Here is a 19,337-nt window from a genome sequence, read left to right on the forward strand (position 1 = left end):
TACGATGTAGGCGACGGGAAGCATTCCGACAATAACAACTTGGGGGATGAAATGTGGAAATTCAGGAACACAGTAGCCGGGCTGACAGCCGGAGTGCTGGTCCTTCTCGGCCAAGGTACCGCAGCCTCTGCCTACTCCCCGGAAGTAACGGGCGCGATCGGAGCAAAGTACTACTCCATTGGAGGTCCGTCATCGCAGCTGGGCTTTCCCATAACAAATGAAATCAATACCACCGGCGGAGTCGAGCAGCACTTCCAGTATGGCCGCATTTTCTGGTCACCGATTGGTGGGGCTCATCCCCTGTGGGGTGCCATCAACGGTAAGTGGTATTCCGGCCATGATTCAGGATGGCCGATTCGCGACGAGGAATCACTGGGTAACGGAGCCATCGCCCAACATTTCACTAATGGCACGATGTATTACACGCCGCAAATCGGCCTTCACTACATCGGAGCCGGCGTGCGCCAGGCGTGGTGGAATAAGGGCGGCCAGACCGGAGTAGCCGGCTATCCGGTGGAAGATGAAAGGACTTGGTACCCGGGGGGAGCAGTCCAGGCCTTTCAAGGCGGAACCTTCTACTACACGCCCCAGTACGGGACCCGTCTCATTCAGGGAGCCATCCGTTGGAAGTACGAAAACAGCGGAGGCTACTTCTACATGGGGCGTCCTATGACAGACGAATATTCAGCTGACGCCACCACTCGCGCCCAGCGCTTCGAAGACGGCATTATCTACTGGTCCAATGGGCGGATCTGGTCCCAGCGTTTCTAGGGCCGGGGTGCTGGCCGCCTTGGCCGGACCAAGGCGGCCAGCACACCCATCAAATAGCCAAGTACTCGCGTAGGCGCTGAGCCGCCGGTGCAGGGCTGAATCCCGCGGCTTTGATCTTGGAGAGATCCAATGCGCTGTTCAATGGACGGGGCGCGGCGTCCTTGCCTTTGAAGTATTCCTCGGTGCTGACGCCCGTGACCTGGTCCCGGGAAGCTCCGGCCAGCTCATAAACGTCTGCGGCGATGTCTGCCCAGGTCTGGGGCTCGCCGTCGTTGCTGACGTTGTAGGTGCCATACGCCGCCTTGGTGTCGAGGAGATGGCGGATGGCTGCTGCGATGTCTTCCGTAAAGCTGAGCCGGCCTACCTGGTCGTTGACGACGGAGGGTGCGATGCCGCGTCCGGCAAGTGATGCCATGGTGCGGACGAAGTTGTTGCCGTCGCCGATGACCCAGCTTGTGCGGACGATGTAGTGCTTGGGAACCACGCTGATGATGGCGTCGCCTGCAGCCTTCGTCTGGCCGTAGACACCGAGCGGGCTGAACGCCTCGTCCTCGTCGTGGCTTTCGGCCGAGCCATCGAAGACGTAGTCGGAGGAGACGTGGACGAGCGTCAGGTCATTGTCGACGGCGATGCGCGCGACACGCGCGACCGCCGTGACGTTGACGTTCCAGGCCATTTGGCGACCTTCGAGGGTTTCTGCGGCATCGACGGCCGTGTAGGCCGCCGCGTTGATGATGGTGGAGTAGTTCTTCCAGTTCACGTCTGCACCGGCGTCCCGCGAGGTGAGATCGAACGTTTCCCTCGATGCGAAATCGACTGACGGGTCGCCGTCGTACGCTTCCCGGAGCGCCTTACCGAGCTGGCCGTTCGCGCCGAGCACGAGGGTTTTCTTTCCCGGCATGGGTGCCACGTCCGCAAGCCTCGGGTGCGCCTTGTCCTTGTCAGACAGTTCTGCGTCCTCCAAGGGGATGGGCCATGCAATCGCAGCTGTCTCATCCGCCAGGTTCAGGAAGGTGTACTGGCCTTGCGCCCCGGCGGACCAATGATCATTAACCAGATACGTATAAGCGGTGTTGTCCTCCAGGGTCTGGAAGGCGTTGCCCACACCCCTGGGAACGAAAATTGCCTGGCTGGCATCCATTACCGCCGTGAACACCGCACCGAAGGACGGGCCTTCCCGCAGGTCAACCCAGGCCCCGAAGATGCTTCCGGTCGCGACAGAGATGAACTTATCCCATGGCTCGGCGTGGATGCCGCGCGTAGTGCCTGCTTTTTCATTAAAGGAGATGTTGTTCTGAACCGGCTTGAAGTCCGGCAGCCCCATGGCCAGCATCTTCTCCCGCTGCCAGTTCTCCTTGAACCAGCCCCGGTTATCTCCGTGGACCGGAAGGTCAAACAAGATAACCCCGGGAATTGGTGTTTCGCGGGCAGCCAACGGCTTGGAGAAATCGATAGTCATTTCCTTATTGGCCCTGTTCCTTGTACTTTGCCTCGGTGACGGCCTTCTGCGGCCGCCACCAATCCTCGTTGTCCCGGTACCAGGCGATTGTGTCCTCGATGCCGCCGCATCGAAGTTCGAGAACTGCGGTACCCACCCCAGCTCATCGCGAAGCTTGGTGGAATCGATTGCATACCGCAGGTCATGGCCTGGCCGGTCCACCACATGGTCGTACGCGTCGCGGGACTGGCCCATGTGCTCCAGGATCAGCTCCACAACTTCCTTGTTGTTCTTCTCGCCGTCAGCACCGATGAGGTAGGTCTCACCAATCCGGCCCTTGTCGATAATGGCCAGAACAGCAGACGAATGATCGTTTGCATGGATCCAGTCCCGGACGTTCTCGCCCTTGCCGTAAAGCTTTGGCCGGATCCCGTCAATGACATTGGTAATCTGCCGCGGAATGAACTTCTCCACGTGCTGGTACGGCCCATAGTTGTTCGAGCAATTGCTGATGGTGGCCTGCAGCCCAAAGGAGCGCACCCATGCACGGACCAGGAGGTCGGAACCGGCCTTCGTCGAAGAGTACGGGCTGGAGGGGTTATAGGGCGTCTGCTCAGTGAACCGCTCCGGGTCATCCAGTTCCAGGTCGCCGTACACCTCGTCCGTCGAAATGTGGTGGAAACGCTTGTTGTGCTTCCGTGCCGCTTCGATCAATGTGTAGGTGCCGATAATGTTCGTGTCCAGGAACGGGCGTGGATCGTGCAAGGAATTATCGTTGTGGGATTCCGCCGCGTAATGAACCACCACGTCGCATTCAGCAACGAGGGCATCCACCAGGGCAGCGTCACAGATATCACCTTTGACCAGCGAAAACCTTGACTCCGGCAGGCCATGGAGGGACGCCTGGTTTCCTGCATAGGTCAGCTTGTCCAGCACCGTAACGCTATGGTCTGTCTGGCCGATCAGGTAGTGGACAAAATTCGAACCGATGAATCCGGCACCGCCGGTAACGAGGAGACGCAGCATGCGTCCAAGGTTACCGGTTCTCCGGTGGGCCTCGATTCCAAAGGCTCAATAGGACGGTGCAGGAGGATAGCCAAAATACTGTTCGAGGGTTGCCACGCCCCGATTTTTCATGTCCATGGCAACACTGCGCCCAACGAAGCGAAGGTGCCAGGGCTCATAGGTATAACCAGTCCAGCCATCCATGCCTGCCGGGTAGCGGATGATGAATCCGAACTCGTGCGCCCGGTTGGCCGCAAAGGACCCTGCCGGGGTTCCCGCAAAACAGCTCTGAAGGCCACACGCCCCATTGGGGTTGCCGATGTCCATGGCCAGGCCTGATTGGTGCTCCGAGTAACCGGGCCGGGCGGAAATAGTATCCGCGGTGGCTTGCCCATAGGCGGCAACGTAATTGTTGTAGACAGAGGACTGGGTTGCGTAACTGCGGAATCCGCTTACCACGGTGATCCCTGTTCCCTGGGCACGCGCTGCGTCAAGGAAAGACCACATCGCCAACGCAGCTTCGTACCGGAGATATTGCCCGCCGACATTCACAAGATCCGTCGGAGCATAATCAAGCGGCGAGAGCGGGTTCCGTTTGTTGATTACTTCCTGGATGTCTCCGGATTGTGAGTACCGGACCTCCACGCCCGACCAGGGCCGCCAGATCAGCGAACCGCCCTGGAAGGCCTGGCTGCAACTGCCGTCGGCCACGCACGTCTCTTCGCTCACCGGGTAGCCCAGCCGTCCGTTCTCCCAGCCGAGGAGCCCCCATACATAATCGATTGATCCGCCGGTGGCAAACGCTCCGATGCCAGGGGCCCAGTGGATCTGGCCACCCTGAAAGGCCTGATAGCAGCCACCGGCCCGGAGTCCGCAAACCTCCAGGGACCGGGGGTAACCCAGCGGGCCATTTTCGAATGAGGATGCTGCCCAACGGTTCCGGATGGCACCCCAGAGTGTGGATGCAGCCCCTGTAGCCGGCGACCAATGTATCTGGCCTCCTTGGAAGGACTGGTAACAGCCACCATTGCGCAGGCCGCAGGTTTCCCCTGAGACGGGGTAGCCCAACCTGCTGTTCTCCCAGCCCTGCCGTTGCCATAGGTTTCCGATCGCGCCCCAGGTGGCTTGCGCCCTGGTGGCTGGCGTCCAGTGGATCTGGCCCCTGGCGAAATCCTGGTAGCAACCACCGCCGGAGAGCCCGCAACGCTCAGGGCCCGCTGCCGCGCCCAGAGGTCCCGCCGCCCCACCCAACTCCTGGTATTTGGCTTGTATGGGAGTGTTGGCCCAGGCCGGCGAGGACGGAAGGCTGCCCATTAATAGGGCGGCAAGCACGGCTGCAAGACTGCTGAAAAACAATTTCCGCCGTTTCATGGTCCGCCTCAGTCTGGTCGTACGGCATCTGCCTAGGACAGTCTTGCGCACACCGGCTCCGGGCACCAGAGGTTTATGGAAGCGTTGTCCCATTGGCCACAATAGCCACACTGGCAACTATCGGATATTCTTCGACAAGAATGGAGGGTCTGCACCCTCCCGCTGATCCTCCCTATCCCTGGAGACCTCGTGAAGAAGCGCAGGCACGTCGCGGCCGTAATAGCCGTAACTATTCCGCTGACCCTCTTTGGCCTGACGATGCCGGCGGCAGCGAAGGATGGAGCCCCGCCCACATCACCGTCCCCTGGCGGGTCTCCCACCTCAGCAGTTCCGACGTCGTCACCAACGGTTTCTGAATCGACGGTTCCCTCTGCGACGCCGACAGGCACCGGTGCCGGTTCGCCAGCTCCTGCACCTTCGCCTTCACCCAGCCAAGTCAAGCAAGAGCCGGCGGCTACCCAGGCCAGCCAGGCCAGCATCCGGACAGACCCCTCTGGACGTCCCCTGGACGGCGGCGCTTCAATGGGCGGCGCCGGTAAGGACCAGCCTGGCGTCGCCGAGCGCCGCAGCGGCGGCTTGCTTTCCACGCTTTCCGGCAGCCTGGTCCCGGGCCAGCCGGCCGGGACTGCAGGCAAGCCAATGGGCATTGATGTCAGTGGATGGCAAGGCAACGTCGATTGGAAAACCGTCAAAGCCAACGGTGCCGTGTTTGCCTATGTCAAGGCATCCGAGGGGCCGTGGACACTTAACGACTACTTCTCGCAGCAGTACAACGGAGCAGCCAACGCCGGACTCATCCGGGGTGCCTATCATTTTGCGCGCCCTGACAGGTCAAGCGGCGCTGACCAGGCGCGGGTCTTTATGGCCAGCGGAGGCACATGGACGGCCAACGGCATCACGCTTCCCCCTGCCCTGGACCTTGAAAGCCAGCCGTCGTCCTATGGATCCGACCCCTGTTACGGCCGAACCCCGGCGCAGTTGACGGCTTGGACCCAGGACTTCGTCAGGACCATGTTGGCGGCAACCGGCAAAGCTCCGATGATATACACGGGTTATTACTTCTGGCGGGACTGCATGGGCAACACCTCCGCCTTCAAAGATTCGAACCCCATTTGGCTGGCCGCCTACAATTCCACCGGGCCCTTGATTCCGGGAGGGTGGCCTACCTACACCATGTGGCAGTACTCCGATGGGACAGGCTCCATATTCCCGGGTGACCAGAACGTCTTCAACGGTACTTATACGCAGCTAAAGACCCTGGCAACCGCAGCTGATACCAGGCCGCCCCTCTCCATGCCCGCAGGCGCGACGCCGCTGTCCGGTAAATGGGGCGGTGACGGGATCCAGTACGTGGGGTGGCACTCCGGCAACCGCTGGTGCCTGCAGATGCCCATGAACGTCAACCGCTGCTTTTACTTTGGAAATCCTGGCGACCGGCCAATAATCGGCGACTGGGACGGTAACGGCACCGACGGAATCGGAATCGTGCGGCAGGGAAACTGGCAACTCGCCAACAGCGCCACAGATCCTTGGGTATTCCGGGCCTTTAACTTCGGAATCGCCTCCGACCAGCCCGTGATTGGCGGATGGGAGCAGGCAGGTCCCGACTCCATTGGCGTAGTGCGGGGAAACCAATGGATTCTTGCCAAGACAATATGGAATCCCTATGTCTTCAGGGCGTTCTACTACGGCATTGATAGCGACAAGCCAGTCGCCGGCGACTGGGACGCCAATGGCACGGACACGCCGGGCATCGTAAGGAACGGTCAATGGATGCTCATGAACAGCATCTGGTTCGGCAACATCGACCGGTCCTTTGCCTACGGGATCGGTACGGACTGGCCCGTCCATGGCGACTGGAACAACGACCGCAGGGACACTTTTGGTGTGATGCGAAACGGCACTTGGCATCTGACCAACGATCTGGGGCGGCTGTCGGTGGACAGCACGTGGAACTGACGGCAGGCAACCTGCCGTAAGGTCAATATGCGCCGGGACGTCACGTCGTCGCGAAATTGACAGAAGGACCTACATTGAATTTGCCCTGGAAAAAGGGACGGTCGCGACCGTCCACTCCAGTTGTCTCCGATCCGAAGGGTGTCGCCGATTCGACGATATCCTCCCGCGGAGCCTCAGGAGTGGGCGCCGCATCCATCGTTGCCGCCGCGGCGGGTTTCATCATCCTGGTTTTGGCGGGAAACCTGCTCCAGCCGGCAGAATTTTCCCGCTTCAATATTTTCTGGGGAGCCCTCTTTGGGGTGTTTGGCATCTTGTCCGGCATCCAGGGCGAATCCACCAGGGCAGTCCGCTCGGCCCAGACGGCGCAGCCAACGATCGGAAAAGCACCCTCAATCATGGGGAACGGACTCGTCGTCGGAGGTGTGGCCGCAGTACTCATCCTGGCGACGTCGTGGATTTGGTCACCCGCGGTCCTGGGACAGGGTACGCCCTGGCTCCTGCCGGCCCTAGCCATAGCAGCAGTCGCCTATTCGGGTCATGCGGCCATGGCCGGGTCCTCTGCCGGACTACAAAACTGGAGCCTCTACGCGCGGCTTATGAGCGCCGAATCCGTGTTCCGGCTGGCGGTCGTGGGAGTCGTGGTCCTGGTACAGGGAACGTTGATCAGCCTGGAACTTGCCTGCATTGTTGCCGCCGGTCTCTGGCTGTTCTTCCTGGCTGTCTCTCCGTCGGCACGTAAAGCTGCCCGCGCCCGTGCCGATGTACCCCGGGCCAGGCTCACGCGGCAAACGGGCCACGCTGTTGTGTCTTCCTCAGCCACCGCCGCCCTGATAGTCGGCTTTCCTGTCATCCTCAGTTTTACGAGCACTCCCGCGGAAATTGCCCAGGCAGGAGGGTTGCTCCTTGCGATCCAGCTGACCCGGGCTCCCATCATGGTGCCCCTCCAGGCATTTCAGGGAGTAGCCATCGCCTCTTTCGTGAACCAGCGGGACAGGGGGGCGAAGGCCCTGCGCCGTCCCACCTTCCTGCTCGTCGCGTTAGGGCTGCTCGGGGCGCTTGCTGCCGCGTGGGCCGGGCCCTGGCTCCTGCAGTTGCTCTTCCCGGGCAAGTACGAGGTCCCATCATGGCTGCTGGCGGTCCTGACGTTCGATGCCGCCCTGATGGCAATCCTGACGTTGACAGGAACAGCCGCGTTGGCGATTGATGCCCATCGTGGTTATTCGCTGGGTTGGCTCGCCGGAACGCTGGGAAGCATCGCCTGCCTGCTTCTCCCGCTGCCGTTGTCAGTGCGTGTCGCTGTGGCGCTGGCAGTCGGCCCTGTGCTGGGCATTCTCATCCATATAGTGGCTATAGTGCGAAAGACGCGGGGCCTGGCGCCAACCGCCTGACCACTCCCAGACCATTTGAATCGAACCAGGGGAAGAAACTTGGCGAACAAAGCCGGCGACGGACCAAGAACAACAGTCATCCTGCCCGTCTTCAATGCGGCAGGCCACCTAAGCCGCGCCGCGGAGAGCGTTATGAAGCAATCCGACGACGATCTCGAGCTCATCATTGTGGATGACTGTTCCACGGACGGGTCCCTCGCCGTTGCACGCGCCGTGCAGGCCACCTATTCCCCCGACAGGATCACAGTCATAGCCCTGGCCGTGAACGGCGGAGTGTCTAGGGCACGGAACGCGGGCCTGGACGCGGCCCGCGGTGACTGGGTCAGCTTCATCGACAGCGACGATGAATACCTGCCAAATTACCTTGAAACCCTTTTCGAAGCCGCATCGTCGGACCCTGAGGTCGACGTCGTGGTTGGCGGCCGCATTGTCGTTCAGAACTCGGGGGCGGAACAGGCAAAGTCCTCCCGTTCCCTTGGAATATTTGACGGTCCTGAAGCTTGCAGGCTGGCCATGCTGGACGAGTTGACGCCATTTCCATGGGACAAACTGATCCGGCGGCGCCTGTTTGATGATGTGCGGTTCGCCGAGGGCGCTGCCCGGTTCGAGGATATGACGAGCAATATTCTGCTGAACTCGATTGCCCGGAAGGTCCGTTCCATTGATACTCCCGTCTACCGGTACTACATCATGGACAACTCCCTCACCTGGGGGCGTATACCTACAGTCAGCGACACAACGCTGGCCCTGGACCACCTGGACAAGCACCTCAACCCGAGGTTTCGCCAGGGCCGCTACGGGGCCGCATACGCCTGTATGAGGGTTCTGATCATGATGTTGATTGCACAGAGCGCCATTGCCCGCGGAAACGGCTCACCCGCTGCGTGGCAAACCATCTCCGATTGCCGCCGGGACATCCCGCTGTCCATGATCCTCAGCACGATCAGGGTGCACAGGGTCATTGGCCTGGGTGCAGCTCTGCTCAAATTTTCGCCCCACCTGTATGCATTCCTGTACCGACGCCACATCCGCAGCTCGTACGGCGTGGGCTGAGGAGCCTCGCGGCTGAGCCGCCGAAACAACGGCGGCATGTCGTTCTGGTATAGATTAAGAGCTATGTCTGTCCCCCCCTTCACACGCCCTTTGGTCATCATGCCTGCGTGGAACGAAGCCGAATCGGTAGGTAATACGGTTCGCGAAGTTCTGGCGCTGCCGGATGGCTACGACGTCCTGGTGGTCAATGACGGATCCAAGGATGAAACCGCATCGGTTGCCCTCGACGCCGGTGCCGTGGTCCTCGATTTGCCCTTTAATCTCGGCGTGGGCGGAGCAATGCGTGCGGGGTTCAAGTTTGCCAAGCGCAACGGATACGACGCCGTTATCCAGGTCGATGCCGATGGCCAGCATGATCCGAAAGAGATTGGCCGGGTACTCGCGGGACTGGAATCGGCTGACATCGTCATCGGTGCCCGATTTGCGGACCGTGGAAACTACAAGGTCTCCGGACCGCGCAAGTGGGCCATGGTGTTCCTGGCCAGGTTCATCTCCGGGCTGGCCCGGACCCGGCTAACGGACGTCACCTCCGGGTTCAAAGCAGCCAACCAGCGGGGAATCGACCAATTCATCGATCACTACCCCGCGGAATACCTCGGCGACACCATCGACTCCCTGGTCGTGGCCATTCGGTCGGGGTGTGTTGTGTCACAGGTACCCGTGGAAATGCGTGCCCGCCAAGGCGGAACGCCGAGCCATAACCCGCTAAAGGCCACGATCTATCTGGGACGTTCCGTTTTCGCCCTGCTCTTTGCCCTGACGCGACGCCCGTCGGTCCTCCCCAGTGCCCAGCCACAATCCGAAAGGGCATAACTGTGTCCGTATTGGCCGCCTTTGTCCTGGCCCTGATCATTGTTGTTTTGGTCTTCGAAATGCTCCGCCGGAAAAAGCTGCGCGAAAAGTATGCAGCCTTGTGGCTGGTGGTAGGGCTGGCCACGCTGGTCCTGGCGGCATTCCCCCAACTGCTTGCCGACGTCGCACGGCTTCTGGGGGTGCAGGTGCCCTCCAACCTGCTGTTTGCCATGAGCATCCTGCTGGCCTTGGGGGTTTGCCTGCACCTGTCCTGGGAAATTTCCGTGGTTGAGGATGAAACACGAACGCTGGCGGAGGAAGCTGCCATTCTTCGAGCGCAGCTTGAGCGGCTGGAACAGAAACTCGACCAGGCAGTCCTGGGACAGGCGCGGACGGATCCACCTCAGGACTAGCCGGACGATTTACTGCTCTTTCCCTTCAACCCCAGGAACCTTAGCGAAAATGCCAATCGAAATATTCATCCCGTACTGGGGCGACCCTTCGTACATGAAGGAAACCGTCGCCAGTGTCCTCGAGCAGGACTCAGACGACTGGCTGCTGACAGTCGTCGACGATGCCTATCCCGACGACGAAATCCAGCGGTACATGGCCACGATTTCGGACCCTCGCGTCAAGTACATCCGAAAAGAAGCCAATGAGGGCATCACCGAGAACTACCGGACCTGCGTCGCCCTCGCCAAGGAAGAGATCATTGTCATCCTCGGCTGCGATGACGTCCTCCTGCCGAATTATGTGAGGGTAATTGCCGATGCCCATCAGCGGTTCCCGGATGCTGCGATCATCCAGCCCGGGGTCCAGGTCATTGATGAAAACGGCAATGTCGTCCGTACCCTTGTCGATGCCACCAAGCAGCACCTGGTTAAGCCAAGGGGCAAGGGACACCAGGTACTCTCCGGCGAACACCTGGCGGCCAACCTGATGCACGGCGACTGGCTGTACTGGCCTTCCCTGGCTTTCCGGACCGACAAGATCCGATCGGTCGATTTCCGTGAAGGTTTCCCCATCATCCAGGACCTCGCGCTCATCATGGATATGGTGTATCGCGGTGACCAACTGCTCGTGGTACCCACGTTGTGCTTCTCCTACCGCCGGCACTCCAACAGCGCTTCCTCGACAAAGCTGGTGGACGGCTCACGGTTCGCAGGTGAACGTGAGTACTTCGCAGTGTCCGCAGGGCAGGCGGAACAAAATGGCTGGACCAAGGCTGCCACTGCTGCCCGGCTGCGGCTCACGTCCCGGGCGCACGCACTGACTCTCCTGCCAAAAGCCCTTGTTCAACGAAACTTCGACGCAGCCAAGGTCCTGCTGCGTCACTCCTTTGGTCTCTAGCCACGTTAACGAAAGGTCCACTGTGACAACTCCTGCCCAAACCGGCCAGCCCGCTGGAACAGTGCTGGTTACCGGTGGCGCCGGCTTTATCGGCTGTGCCATCTCGGATGACCTCGTCACTAATTTCGATCGCGTCGTAGTTGTCGACAACCTGCATCCGCAGATCCACTCTTCAGGTGATCGCCCCGCAGAGCTGGCCGAATCCGCAGAGCTGATCGTCGCCGACATCACGGATCCAGCAACTTGGGACAGGGTGCTGGGTGAAGTTACCCCTGACGTCGTCATCCACCTTGCTGCTGAAACCGGCACCGGGCAGTCCCTTGAAGAGGCCACCCGCCATGCGCATGTCAACGTTGTTGGAACAACCCAGCTGCTGGACGGCCTTAACCGCCACGGAAAGCTCCCCCGGCGAATAGTCCTCTCTTCCAGCCGTGCGGTCTACGGGGAGGGCGCCTGGTCCGATCAGGATGGCAACCTTTTCTACCCCGGACAGCGGACAAGTGAAACGCTGGACCAGTCCCAATGGGACTTTCCCAACGCGACACCCACGGCCATGAAGGCGTCGGAGACATCTCCTGCTCCCGTTAGTGTGTACGGTGCAACAAAACTGGCCCAGGAACATATCCTGCAGGCGTGGGCGAAATCCTTTGGCGTTGAAACCGTTATTCTCCGGCTTCAGAACGTGTACGGACCCGGCCAGTCCCTGATTAACCCATACACAGGAATCATGAGCCTCTTCTGCCGGATGGCCATGGGTGGCAAGTCCATTCCCCTGTATGAAGATGGTGAGGTACGGCGTGATTTTGTGCTGATCGACGACGTCGCGTCCGCCATTGTTGCCGGTGCCCTGTCCCCCACCGTCCAGGGTGAAGCCATGGACATCGGATCAGGCGAATTCCAGACAATCGGGACGGCCGCACAGCTCATCTCCAAGCATTACGGAGCACCCGAGCCCCATGTGACTGGGCAGTACCGCCAAGGCGATGTCCGGCATGCATGGGCTGATGTCACTGCAGCGCAGGAAACGCTGGGCTGGACCCCGCGTTTTAACCTTGCCCAGGGCATTGAGCGGTTGGCCACGTGGATTGACGCACAACCGGACGTAAAGCCCTACTGACGGGCCAATATAAAGCAGTGCCCGCTGTCGTTTCGACAGCGGGCACTGCTTTTTAGTTCTTGGAAGGCGACCGGGTCAGCCGTCCAGCGTGGCAAGAATGTAGTCCAGTGTTGCCTGGTTTTCCGGATCAACAATGATTCGAGCGGACGGGTCTTCCTTCATGATTTTGGTGACCACCGCCCGAAGGCTGTCCACGCCCGCGCTTAGTTCAAACATGTTCAACGACAACCGCCAGCCGGCTTCCGTGTACGTCGCCGTCAGTCCGTCATACCATTGCTTGGCCAGGATAGCGTCGATCTCCGCAGGCTCTGTTGTCACGTATACAGCCTGCTGGCCGCCGTTGTTGTTCACAGCCGCCATCAAGGCGTGGACCGCCTTGGGTGTCTTCTCCAAGGCCTGCAGCTCCTTGCTCATGGCGACTGCCGCCGGGGCAGTGGGCGGAAGTCCCTCATTTTTCAGGGGGAAGGTAAATCCAAACACCTGGGTGGCCGCCAGGGACGCTAACACGGCGCCAGCGATCAGGCCCCGACGCCGGTCAGCGACCTGGTGCTTGCCGGCGTGCCCCAGCAGGGCCGCCAATGCCAGGCAGAGTACCACCAGGCCGGCAAGGAAAATGGCGATCCCCAGCTTGTGGGTGTAATACGTAACGGTTCCACCCTTGGCAAGCTGGGCGGCAGCCATACTGATCGCCACCAGCAAAGCCAGCGCAACTCCCAGGAAGGACCATCGCAGCTTCACATCCACGCTGAGGGTATTCCGGCCCCGGTTGAGGAATGCCAACGTAAACACTGCACCGCCCACAAGAAGAACGGCAAGAAGCTGGCCTATGTCCGGAATAGGGACTCCACCGATCCCGTAGAGGACGGCATCGGTGGACACTCCCGACAACTGCACCAGCGCCAGCACCAGGCCCGCCACTGCCAGTGCGACGAGTGCCGCAGCGGAGCGGTACTCCCCTGTGCTTGCCCGCCACAATCCCTTTCTCCAGGGCAACAGGACCACCACCACAGCCCCCAGGACGAGGACCTCAAGCAGCACCCAGTTATGAGCGACACCCACCACGCAACCCAGTGTTGCCAGAAGAACCGGAATCCTGAAAAACCGGTCCATGGAAACGGCCATCACCATGGCCACGGACGCCAGACCGGCTGCCAGGAAGAAGTTCGGGAACCCATTGAGTGAAGCCGACGCTCCAGGGCCGAAGACCCACCCTGCCGCCATCAGGGCAATGGCAGGAGCCGCAAATGTTGGGTGGCGTCGAAGGGCGGGAAGAGCTGCCAGTGAGGCAGCAACCATGGCAACGACCAGGACTGAGACAAGGGCACTGCCATTGGCGTAGTTCACGATCTCAGTGCTGGCGTCGCCCGCCCGTTTGGATGAGGACAACTCCGTCAGCGTCGCCACCACCCCGTGGAAGCCTTGGGGATAGTCCTGGAAAGACCAGCTGCTCCCATCCGGGGCAGGACCCATCAGCGCAATAACCCGCCCATGGATCCTGAGCATGTGGAAGATAGTGAAGTGTGATGCGTTGTCCCAGTTCATGGTCAGCAGGCTCATTGCCTGCTCGAACGTCCGGACCGTCAGGAGGTTGAAGTGCACCCAACAGGAAACAGCGGCTGCACCCACCGGCAAAATATCCAGGAGTCCTGCGCGCGGGACCAGTGACTTGAGTCCAGCCATCAGGGTTCGCTCCCGGAACAGGAACCATGCTACTGCCGCTGCAAGGGCGGCCAGGATCACCGTGCCCCGCCCGATCGGCCCAAAACCTGACGGGATCCACCAAAGCAGCGGCGTGAGGCCAAAGAACGCGGCCAACGAAATTGCGATTCGGCCTGACAATGTGCGGGCTGTCGGCAACGCGAAAAGGAGCAGGAACAGCAGCGGCGGAACCCATGGGCCCTCCGCCATACCCATAAGACGCAGTGCCACGACACAGGCCCCAGTAATCATGGCAGCTGTCAGTGCCGGCCTAGAGACGCGGGGAAGGTGCCGCTTTCTGACAGCGAACCTCTGTCCAGTCCCTGGATTTGCCCCCCGAAGTGTGACCACTTTCAGTGGGTACGCATTGGTGCGCCGGGGGACGTGTCCAGGCCCCCTGTTGGCAGCGCCTGGGCATCAGCCTTTTGGGCTGCCGGGGCTGATCGGTGGTCGCCCTTGCGTACCCGGCGCATCACTGGCCTTTCTATACAAATCCAGCTCAGCATTGCCGCCGGAATGGTCAGGGCTGCCGCGGCGAGCGAAAACAACAAGATTCCCCAATGATACGCGCCGAACACGGCGAGCAACTGCTGGAATGCAAACGCATAGATATACACACCATAAGAGATGTCATTCTTGGCTATGAGCTTTGGCTGAGGCAGCCATGTTGAGATCCAGAGGGTTCCATAAGCAATAAGTGCACCTGCCGCCTGACCTCCCCAAGCCGGGAAAAGCGAAACCATCAGCAGAGCAGCAAGCAGCGAAAGGATGCCCGGGAGCCAATGCAGGCCGATTCGTGATTTCCAAACGTAAACAACCGCACCTCCCAAGAAGAACGGCAGCAACTTGAGCAGGAGGACAACGTCGAAGTTGTCATTGGTGTATTTGTTGATCCACTCAATGTTCGCTTGGGCGACAACCGAAGCACAGAAAAGCAGCGTGACAGCCCACGGGGACCTACGGAAAACTGCCAGGCAGCCAATGACCGCAACGATCAGATAGCACAGGAACTCGTAGTACAGGCTCCATAGAGATCCGTTCCAGGCGCCGGCGTAAGGAACGTTCAATGGCGTTCCAGCGATATCGTAGTGGTTCATCTTGAGGGTCAGGTTCGAGATGAAAAAGTTCAGGGGTGACGTGGCGGTCCCGAAATAACCGGACAGACTTCCGTGTGCAACGGCGTAACCCACTGGACCGAAAATGCTGACCATGGCAAATAGGCAAACAACAAAGGCGGGCATGATTCTAGCAATACGGTGAACCAGGTAGTCGCCCAGGCCGTGGGTAAGGCGGCTTCCGATAATAAGGTAGCCGCTCAGGACGAAGAAGCCGGACACGGCCCAGCCGCCAAGCGTATCCCCCGAAAAAACCGGTTCATCCGGACTCCCGGTCAGCGGCCAGCTGTGATGTACCAGTACCGCCAGGGCCAGAATGAGTCGAATGAGGTTCAGGCTGTTATTGCGGGGGTCCAACGGGCTCCCAAACAACAGACCTGGACTGGCCGTCTTTTTTGGCACTGCAACTCCGGATTCAACTGGCTGTTCGGGAAGGGACAAGCCATTCTATCCCAGCAACTGTGGCGGCCATGGTTTGCCTCCACGTAGGAGGGGGGCAATGATGGTTCAATGCGCGGAATCATACTGGCCGGAGGAACCGGCTCCAGGCTTCATCCCATTACACTCGGCATCAGTAAGCAGCTGGTTCCGGTATACGACAAGCCGATGATCTACTACCCGTTGTCCACCCTGATCCTGGCCGGCATCAGGGACATCCTCATCATCACCACACCACATGACGCGGATCAGTTCCAGCGTCTGCTCGGTGATGGCTCGCAATTCGGTGTGAACCTCTCCTACGTCCAGCAACCCGCTCCGGACGGGCTGGCTCAGGCGTTCATCCTCGGAGCGGAGCACATTGGCAACGAAACCGTCGCCCTGGTCCTGGGCGACAACATCTTCTACGGTCCCGGGATGGGAACGCAGCTGCGCCGGCACGCCGACATCGACGGCGGCGCAGTCTTTGGATATTGGGTAAAGGATCCGTCGGCCTATGGCGTGGTCGAGTTCGACCAGGACGGGCGGGCGTTGTCGCTCGAGGAGAAGCCGGCGCAGCCAAAGAGCCACTACGCCGTTCCTGGCCTTTATTTTTACGACAATGACGTCATTGATATCGCGAAGAACCTCAAGCCTTCGCCCCGCGGCGAACTTGAAATCACCGATGTCAACAAGGTCTACCTGGAACGTGGCAAGCTTCAGGTCGAGATCCTCCCCCGCGGAACAGCTTGGCTGGACACCGGGACTTTTAACGACCTCAGTGACGCGTCGAACTTCATTCGAACGGTCGAAAATCGCCAGGGACAGAAAATCGGAGCACCAGAGGAGATTGCCTGGCGCCTGGGTTTCCTGTCTGATGATGAATTGCGGGACAGGGCCCTGCCGTTGATCAAGAGTGGCTATGGAGCGTACCTGCTTGAGCTGCTGAACGACTGAGCCAGAAAAAATAGAGCGGGGCGGCAGCCAGTCGGCTGCCGCCCCGCTCTATTCGTTTAACGGCTCCTACCAGCAGGCGTTGACCCGGTAGAGCTTGGCATGGGCACCTTCGGAATCCACCAGGGTCATCCCTGATGCATCACCAATATTCCGCACGCCGTTGTAGCCGGCCAGGAAGCCGGTCACCGAGGCGGATCCAAAGTCCAGGACGTAGCGCACATTCTCAGTTCGCACCGCCTCGCAGACTTCCTCGTCCTGCTCCTTGGCGAATTTGAGCCACCTGTTGATCACATCGGTTTCCGGACCGTGCGTCGTCAGGATGTGCGGCTGGAGCACCTTACGTCCGGCAAGGGCATAGGCAAGGGCACTGCCATTGCTCGGCATGCCCGCAATGACAGCATCCTCGGGAACCTCCGAAGGCAGCCGGCTCAACAGCTCCATCTCGTCCTCCGAGAGAAGCACGGACTTGTCATCGAGGGTGTAGCGGAGGGACGCCTGATACGCGGCAGTACCAACGCTCGCAAACTGGGTTCCCCAAATAAAGAACAAGGAAAGACCGACGGCAAGCACGGGAGCAAGGAAGCCCTTGGCATCCAGCCGGCGCAGAGGAGTAGACTCTGCGACGTCCTTTGCCTTCCAGTCGCCATAGGCCCGGCGGGCGCGCTCAAAAAGCCATGTGCCGCCCAGTACCGCTGGACCGAGCGTGACAACAGGCATCAACGCAGCCAGGCGGTTCGGATCGTAGTACCAGATTCCGGTGATCAGGCCACGGGGCCGGCCGCTCATTCCTGAAACGTAGAAATAGAGGAAGGCACCCACCACGAACATACCCAGGAGCCAAAGGTTGCTCCGCCGCTTGACCATCAGGACAATCCCGGTGACAAGGAGCACAGCAGTCAATCCGGCAGCCGGCCGTCCCATTGGTGCGCTCATGATGATTTCGCCGACAGCCTGGGCCGAGCTTTGAACCGCCAGCCATCCCGCGGCACTTTCGGGCGGGCGGATAACGTACCAGGCCGCCGCAAACGCTGCGAGGCCGGCCATGAGGAGGGCTGTCAACCTACGTGAAGCACGGCGGGACTCCAGGGTATTCGTGGCCCGGAGTGACTTGACGCGTTTGGCGTAGAGAAAGAAGACCGCCGGCATCAGGAAAGCCAGCATCCCCATCAGGGTACTTGGATGCGCCAACGCCATGCCCGGAACCACTGTCAGGGCAATCAGCCAGTGGATGGGCTGGCTGAACTCCCTTAGCCGGCCCAGCCCCAGGGCTCCAATGCATACAGCCAAAGCGGCCGGGAGCAACGAGATCGACAGCAGGTTCGGGTAGAGGACACCCCAGTCGACCATCAGCATCGGGAAAGCACTGAACCCGGCAGACAGGATGGCAGCGATAACCGTCGGGACGATGCGTCGTCCGGCGATCACCTGCGCGAAGTAGATGCAACTTAGGGGCCAGACCACGGCTCCGATGACGATGTTCACCACGTTGACGCCGACCGGGATCGCCGCGCCCGTGATTCCGACTACGAGGCTTACCATTGCATGCCAACCGGAAGGGTACATGCTGATACCGGTAAAGTGCCCGAGGTTCAGAGGTGAGGCGTTGGCGGAATCCAGGGCCCAGCGAATGGCATTCAAATGGAAGACGTTGTCGTAGGTCTGCGAAATGCTTTCCGGCACCTTGAACGCGTAGATCAGCCGATAGGTAACGAGTGCAGCGGCGATGGCGAACGCGACCGCCGTAGCCAGGCCGAGCCAGCGGGGTGATTGAGCGGGCCCGGGCTCAGCAAACGAACGGGACAAAAGCCGCCGGACTACCAAAGCGATGACCGAAAAGAGGACTGTCGCCCCCGCCACTGTCCAGATGTTCCATGGAAGGCCGACGAACGGTCCCAGGAGTGACACCATTCCAGCTATGGACACCGAAAATGCCGGAGCCAGCATGACCAAGGTGTATCTGCGCGCACCTGCGGCCCATCCGAAGATGACGCCGGGGACCATAAAGACAGACACGGTCACCGCGAAAAGAGGCAGGGTTGCCCACCAAGACACAAGGGCCTCCAGATAATTGGCTAGTAGATGGACGGCCCGACGGTCGTGTTGACGTCCAGGGACTGCATCCGGCTAAAGTTCCGTTCGAGTCTACTGGAAATTAGGCGGCCGCTGATCGGCTGCGCAGTTCTGCCACAACGTCGTGCACTTCGCCGTCCATGACGACCTCACCATGTTCCAGCAGCACACCCCGCTGGCATACCGTCGAAACAAGGTCGAGGTCGTGGCTCACCACAAAGAGCGTCTTGCCGTGTTCGGCCAACTCCTTGATCTTCGCGATGCATTTGCGCTGGAACGGTTCATCGCCCACAGCGAGGATCTCGTCGATCAGGAAGACTTCGGGGTCCGTGTGCACGGCGATGGAGAACGCAAGCCGCAGGTACATGCCCGATGAGTAGAATTTGACTTCGGTGTCGATGAACTCGCCAATTTCAGAAAATTCCACGATTGAGTCGAACATCTCATCGATTTGCTTCTCTGTCATGCCCAGGATGGCACCGTTGAGGTAGACGTTGTCGCGGCCGCTCAAGTCGTGGTGGAATCCGGCCCCGACCTCAATCAGGCCTGCCACCCTGCCGCGGGTTTGGACCTCGCCGCCATCGGGCTGGAGGACACCCGATATCAGCTTCAGCAGTGTTGACTTGCCCGAGCCGTTGAGGCCCAGCAAAGCAACGGTCTCTCCCTGCCTGACCTGCAGCGAAACATCCGTCAGCGCCATGAACTTCTTTGACAGGTCACCCTTCCGGCCCTTGATGAGCCAGACGACTGCCTCTTTCATGGAGCGTGTATGACGAAGGACGAACTGCTTGCGCAGGCTATTGCAGCTGATGGCGACTGAGCCTGTTGCTGTCATA

At 60.2% G+C, this 19,337-nt stretch carries 15 protein-coding genes and 2 pseudogenes; 9 read left to right on the forward strand and 8 right to left on the reverse strand.

Annotated features, from left to right (window positions below):
* Window positions 1–39 precede the first annotated feature (39 nt).
* Window positions 40–771, forward strand: coding sequence for a hypothetical protein (locus ACPJW8_RS12460; RefSeq protein ID WP_330187679.1), 732 nt, complete (start codon window positions 40–42; stop codon window positions 769–771).
* A gap of 49 nt (window positions 772–820) precedes the next feature.
* Here ACPJW8_RS12460 and ACPJW8_RS12465 read toward each other — a convergent pair whose 3' ends face one another.
* The 4 genes and pseudogenes from ACPJW8_RS12465 to ACPJW8_RS12480 all read right to left on the reverse strand — a co-directional run.
* Complete coding sequence (locus ACPJW8_RS12465) at window positions 821–2,230, reverse strand: bifunctional dTDP-4-dehydrorhamnose 3,5-epimerase family protein/NAD(P)-dependent oxidoreductase (protein WP_330187678.1); 1,410 nt, start codon at window positions 2,228–2,230, stop codon at window positions 821–823.
* A 4-nt stretch (window positions 2,231–2,234) separates the two neighbouring features.
* Window positions 2,235–3,235, reverse strand: a pseudogene (gene rfbB, locus ACPJW8_RS12470) (dTDP-glucose 4,6-dehydratase).
* A gap of 45 nt (window positions 3,236–3,280) precedes the next feature.
* Window positions 3,281–3,943 (reverse strand): M15 family metallopeptidase, encoded by a 663-nt coding sequence (locus ACPJW8_RS12475; protein WP_330187676.1) that lies wholly within the window; start codon window positions 3,941–3,943, stop codon window positions 3,281–3,283.
* Between the two features lie 75 nt (window positions 3,944–4,018).
* Window positions 4,019–4,678: pseudogene (locus ACPJW8_RS12480) on the reverse strand (LGFP repeat-containing protein); the annotation flags it as partial.
* Between the two features lie 429 nt (window positions 4,679–5,107).
* On the opposite strand from ACPJW8_RS12480, the gene ACPJW8_RS12485 reads away from it, so the two are divergent.
* The 7 genes from ACPJW8_RS12485 (at window position 5,108) to ACPJW8_RS12515 (ending at window position 12,244) form a co-directional block, all read left to right on the forward strand.
* The gene (locus ACPJW8_RS12485) at window positions 5,108–6,544 is read left to right on the forward strand and encodes a GH25 family lysozyme (RefSeq protein ID WP_330187675.1); all 1,437 of its coding nucleotides are present in this window, start codon (window positions 5,108–5,110) and stop codon (window positions 6,542–6,544) included.
* 179 nt (window positions 6,545–6,723) lie between these two features.
* The gene (locus ACPJW8_RS12490; protein WP_330187674.1) at window positions 6,724–7,932 is read left to right on the forward strand and encodes a hypothetical protein; all 1,209 of its coding nucleotides are present in this window, start codon (window positions 6,724–6,726) and stop codon (window positions 7,930–7,932) included.
* A gap of 39 nt (window positions 7,933–7,971) precedes the next feature.
* On the forward strand, window positions 7,972–8,985 hold the full coding sequence (locus ACPJW8_RS12495; protein WP_330187673.1) for a glycosyltransferase family 2 protein: 1,014 nt from the start codon (window positions 7,972–7,974) through the stop codon (window positions 8,983–8,985).
* A 63-nt stretch (window positions 8,986–9,048) separates the two neighbouring features.
* Window positions 9,049–9,798: a glycosyltransferase family 2 protein gene (locus ACPJW8_RS12500; protein WP_330187672.1), complete on the forward strand. Its 750-nt coding sequence runs from the start codon at window positions 9,049–9,051 to the stop codon at window positions 9,796–9,798.
* 2 nt (window positions 9,799–9,800) lie between these two features.
* On the forward strand, window positions 9,801–10,190 hold the full coding sequence (locus ACPJW8_RS12505; protein ID WP_330187671.1) for a DUF2304 domain-containing protein: 390 nt from the start codon (window positions 9,801–9,803) through the stop codon (window positions 10,188–10,190).
* 49 nt (window positions 10,191–10,239) lie between these two features.
* Window positions 10,240–11,127 carry a glycosyltransferase gene (locus ACPJW8_RS12510; protein ID WP_330187670.1) on the forward strand — a complete coding sequence of 296 codons (888 nt, stop codon included), beginning with the start codon at window positions 10,240–10,242 and terminating at the stop codon, window positions 11,125–11,127.
* A gap of 22 nt (window positions 11,128–11,149) precedes the next feature.
* Complete coding sequence (locus ACPJW8_RS12515; protein ID WP_330187669.1) at window positions 11,150–12,244, forward strand: NAD-dependent epimerase/dehydratase family protein; 1,095 nt, start codon at window positions 11,150–11,152, stop codon at window positions 12,242–12,244.
* 75 nt (window positions 12,245–12,319) lie between these two features.
* Here the strand turns inward: ACPJW8_RS12515 and ACPJW8_RS12520 are convergent, their stop codons facing one another.
* Window positions 12,320–14,173 (reverse strand): hypothetical protein, encoded by a 1,854-nt coding sequence (locus ACPJW8_RS12520; RefSeq protein ID WP_330187668.1) that lies wholly within the window; start codon window positions 14,171–14,173, stop codon window positions 12,320–12,322.
* A 122-nt stretch (window positions 14,174–14,295) separates the two neighbouring features.
* On the reverse strand, window positions 14,296–15,498 hold the full coding sequence (locus ACPJW8_RS12525) for an acyltransferase (protein WP_330187667.1): 1,203 nt from the start codon (window positions 15,496–15,498) through the stop codon (window positions 14,296–14,298).
* A gap of 69 nt (window positions 15,499–15,567) precedes the next feature.
* Here ACPJW8_RS12525 and rfbA point away from each other — a divergent pair, with 69 nt between their 5' ends.
* The gene (gene rfbA / locus ACPJW8_RS12530) at window positions 15,568–16,431 is read left to right on the forward strand and encodes a glucose-1-phosphate thymidylyltransferase RfbA (RefSeq protein ID WP_330187666.1); all 864 of its coding nucleotides are present in this window, start codon (window positions 15,568–15,570) and stop codon (window positions 16,429–16,431) included.
* Window positions 16,432–16,497: 66 nt separating this feature from the next.
* On the opposite strand, the gene ACPJW8_RS12535 is transcribed toward rfbA, so the two are convergent.
* Window positions 16,498–18,483 carry a DUF6541 family protein gene (locus ACPJW8_RS12535; protein ID WP_330187665.1) on the reverse strand — a complete coding sequence of 662 codons (1,986 nt, stop codon included), beginning with the start codon at window positions 18,481–18,483 and terminating at the stop codon, window positions 16,498–16,500.
* A 100-nt stretch (window positions 18,484–18,583) separates the two neighbouring features.
* Window positions 18,584–19,336 carry an ABC transporter ATP-binding protein gene (locus tag ACPJW8_RS12540; RefSeq protein WP_330187664.1) on the reverse strand — a complete coding sequence of 251 codons (753 nt, stop codon included), beginning with the start codon at window positions 19,334–19,336 and terminating at the stop codon, window positions 18,584–18,586.
* Between the last annotated feature and the right edge of the window lies 1 nt (window position 19,337).

Origin of the sequence: Pseudarthrobacter sp. J47 (genome assembly GCF_049810315.1) — a bacterium.
GTDB lineage: Bacteria > Actinomycetota > Actinomycetes > Actinomycetales > Micrococcaceae > Arthrobacter.